This is a genomic window from Streptomyces sp. NPDC054841 (assembly GCF_053611045.1).
Genome location: NZ_JBSGZO010000651.1, coordinates 1 through 3,832 on the forward strand (window position 1 = coordinate 1; position 3,832 = coordinate 3,832).

The 3,832-nt window shown below is 70.6% G+C and carries 3 protein-coding genes; all 3 read right to left on the reverse strand.

Annotated elements, in window-relative coordinates:
• Positions 1 to 2,513: HAMP domain-containing protein (locus tag ACWGI8_RS41160; RefSeq protein ID WP_453668570.1), on the reverse strand; the 2,513-nt coding region annotated here is incomplete at its 3' end.
• Between the two features lie 85 nt (positions 2,514 to 2,598).
• On the reverse strand, positions 2,599 to 3,111 hold the full coding sequence (locus ACWGI8_RS41165; protein ID WP_453668571.1) for an ATP-binding protein: 513 nt from the start codon (positions 3,109 to 3,111) through the stop codon (positions 2,599 to 2,601).
• Positions 3,112 to 3,113: 2 nt separating this feature from the next.
• Positions 3,114 to 3,509, reverse strand: coding sequence for an STAS domain-containing protein (locus tag ACWGI8_RS41170; RefSeq protein WP_453668572.1), 396 nt, complete (start codon positions 3,507 to 3,509; stop codon positions 3,114 to 3,116).
• Positions 3,510 to 3,832 lie beyond the last annotated feature (323 nt).

Consider the following 3,832-nt stretch of genomic DNA (forward strand, 5'->3'; position numbering starts at 1 on the left):
GGTACGTAGAAGGTGAACTCGCTGCCCTCACCGAGCCGGCTCTCGGCGACGATCACCCCGCTGAGGAGCTGGGCGACCTCGCGGCTGATGGAGAGGCCGAGCCCGGTGCCGCCGTAGCGGCGGCCGACGGTGACGGCGCCCTGCTGGAACGCTCCGAAGATGGAATCCAGATGCTCGGGCGCGATACCGACGCCGGTGTCCCGTACGCGGAAGGCGACCACCGGTACGCCGCGCAGCGGCTCGGGGAGTTCGTCGTCCGTGGCGTTGTCGACCCGTAGCTCGACACCGCCGCGCTCGGTGAACTTCAGGGCGTTGGAGAGCAGATTGCGCAGAACCTGGCGGAGCCGGGGCTCGTCGGTGGTGATCTCGGCGGGCACGCCGGGCGCCGCGACCACCCGGAAATCCAGGCTCCGCTCGCTCGCCAGGGGCCGGAAGGTCACCTCGACGTGGTCCAGGAGACGGCGCAGCGAGAACGGCTCCCGGTGGATGTCCATCTTGCCCGCCTCGACCTTCGAGAGATCGAGGATGTCGTTGATCAGCTGGAGCAGATCGGATCCGGCGGAGTGGATGACCTCGGCGTAGTCGACCTGTTTCTCCGTCAGATTGCCGTCGGGGTTCTGGGCGAGCAACTGGGCCAGGATGAGCAGGCTGTTGAGCGGGGTGCGCAGCTCATGGCTCATGTTGGCGAGGAACTCCGACTTGTACATCGAGGTGCGGGAGAGCTGTTTCGCCCGCTCCTCCAGCTCCTGGCGGGCGTGCTCGATCTCCAGGTTCTTCCGCTCGATGTCCCGGTTGCGGTCGGCCAGCAGGGCGGCCTTCTCCGCGAGCTCGGCGTTGGAGCGCTGGAGCTCTTCCTGCCGGGCTTGCAACTCCTTTGAACGCGCGCGGAGTTCGGCGGTGAGCCGCTGGGACTGCTCCAGCAGCTCGTCGGTCCGGGCGTGGGCGATCAGCGAGCTGACGTTGACGCCGACCGTCTCGATGAACTGGTCGAGGAAGTCCCGGTGGATGCCGGTGAAGGGGCGCAGCGCGGCGAGTTCCAGGGCGCCCAGCACCTGGTCCTCGACGAGGATCGGCAGCACGATCAGGGCCGCGGCATCACCGGAGCCGAGTCCGGAGGAGATCGTCACGAAGCCGGGAGGCAGATCGTCCACGGCGATCGTGCGGCGGCTGAGCGCGGCCTGGCCGACCAGGGATTCGCCGAGCCGGAAGCGGACGGGGCGGCGCCCGGCCGGATCCGCCGGTGCACCGTACGAGGCGATCATGACGAGTTCGGGGCCGTTGCCGTCGTCGGTGTCCTCGCCGTACTCGGCCAGATAGAACGCGCCGTACTGGGCCGAGACCAGCGGCGGCACCTCGTGCATGATCATCCCCGCCACCCGGGTGAGGTCGCCGCTGCTCTGCATCAGGCCCGAGACCCGGGCCAGATTGGTCTTGAGCCAGTCCTGTTCCTCGTTGGCGCGGGTGGTTTCGCGCAGCGACTCGACCATGGAGTTGATGTTGTCCTTGAGGTCGCCGACCTCTCCCGGGGCCTCGACCGCGATGGACCGGGTCAGGTCGCCCTCGGCGACGGCGCTGGTCACCTCGGCGATCGCGCGGACCTGGCGGGTGAGGTTCCCGGCCAGCTCGTTGACGTTCTCGGTGAGTCGTTTCCAGGTGCCGGAGACGCCTTCGACCTCGGCCTGGCCGCCGAGCCGGCCCTCGCTGCCGACCTCCCGGGCGACGCGGGTGACTTCCGCGGCGAACGACGACAGCTGGTCGACCATCGTGTTGATGGTCGTCTTCAGCTCCAGGATCTCCCCGCGAGCGTCCACGTCGATCTTGCGGGTCAGATCGCCCCGGGCGACGGCCGTGGTGACCTGGGCGATGTTGCGGACCTGGTTGGTCAGGTTGGTCGCCATGGAATTGACGTTGTCGGTGAGGTCCTTCCAGGTGCCCGACACGCCCCGTACGGTCGCCTGCCCGCCCAGATCGCCCTCGGTGCCCACCTCGCGGGCCACCCGGGTGACTTCCTCGGCGAACGAGGAGAGCCGCTCGACCATCGTGTTGATGGTCTCCTTCAGCTCCAGGATCTCCCCGCGGGCGTCGACCCGGATCTTCTGGGTCAGATCGCCGCGCGCGACCGCCGAGGCGACCTGGGCGATCGACCGCACCTGGGACGTGAGGTTGTCGGCCATGGTGTTCACGCCGGTGGTGAGTTCCTGCCAGACGCCACCGACGCCCTTGACCCGGGCGTGGCCGCCGAGCCGGCCCTCGCCGCCGACCTCCGTGGCGACCCGGGTGACTTCCGAGGTGACCAGCGAGAGCTGGTCGACCATGCCGTTGTAGACCCCGGCGATCTCGCCCATGATGCCGACGGCGTCGTCGGGGAGCCGGGCGGAGAAGTCTCCGTCGCGTACGGCCGTGAGCCCGGCCAGGAGCTTCCTGAGTCCTTCTTCGCTCAGTGCCGCCGGTGGCCGGGCGTTCTCCAGAGCTCGGTCCCGCGGGTGCGGCCGAGAGTGACCGGATGCGTCCATCGCCGACCTCGTGTCGCTCGTTCGGCGTCCTCTGTCCACTCTCGACTCTCGCACGCGCCGCACGGGGCGACACCCCCGGATTCCGTCACGGCCGACGAGGTGCCGCAATCTCCGCCCACACCGCCTTTCCCGGTCCGCGCGGCACCGAGCCCCAGGCACGGGCGAGCCGCCCCAGCACGATCAGTCCGTGCCCGCCGGGCGTGGCGGGGTCGGCGTGGGGACGGGGGCGGGGCGCCACCGGGCTGGCGTCGGTGACCTCGACCCGGAGCCGTTCGGCGGTGCAGTGCAGGACCAGTTCCAGCGGTCCACCGGCGTGCAGGCAGGCGTTGGTGACCAGCTCCGAGACCACCATCAGCACGTCCTCGGCGACGGCACGCCGCTCCGCGTCCCGGTCCGCCGGGCCGTCCGGCGCCTCGTCCCAGGCGTACGGATCGTCGTACGCGCCGCCGTACGGGGGCTGCGCGGCGTCGCCGGGCGGGAGCCAGTCCCAGTCGGCCAGCGCCGCACGGCTGAAATCGCGGCAGCGCCCGACCACGCCCCGGGACCCGGAGAGGACGAGCCTGCGGGTCTGCCCCTGTGCCGGAAGGGCCGCGCTCACGGCTACTCCCGCCGTGGCTCCGCGAGAGCCTCACCGAGGCTCGCGTACCGGGGGAAGACCGCCCCGGCACCGGTGATCGCGAGCATCCGGGCCACCTGGGGACGCAGGGCCGCCAGCTCCACCGTGGCTTCGGTCTCCTGCGCCGCGAGCCGTGCGCGCAGCAGCACGTTCAGTCCCGTGGAGTCACAGAACAGCAGCTCGGAGCAGTCGACCAGGATCCTCCGTGCACCGCCGGCGATCCCCTCGTCCAGAGCCGCGCGCAGCGGCTCGGCCGTGTCGTGGTCGAGTTCGCCGCCGACTTCGATCACCACGATGTCCGGCTCGGGGCCCGGCCGCGTCCCGACAGTGAACCGGCCTGCGCCGCCGTGCTCCGGCCATCCGTCCCGTGCTGACACCATGCCCGGTTCTCCTGGTCCGTCCGGCCCCCGGTGACACACCCCCGACTATGGCATTCCCTCCCGTTCCCCGCTTCCGGTCGGCCGGGGGACCCGGGACGCCCTTTCCGGCGACCGACACGCGCTCGTGTGGCTGGGGCCTGTCCGGTGGATCAGGCTGGATCAGCGAGCGCCCGCCGCGAAGCGGCTGAGTCGCAGGGCATCGCGAGCCCAGCAAGATCTACCGGACAGGCCCTAAGGGCTGTCCCGTAATCCCCGGCGGGCGCACGACGACAGCTACGGCACCTCGCTGCGTTGTCGGATCGCCCGAATACGCCCAGTATGAG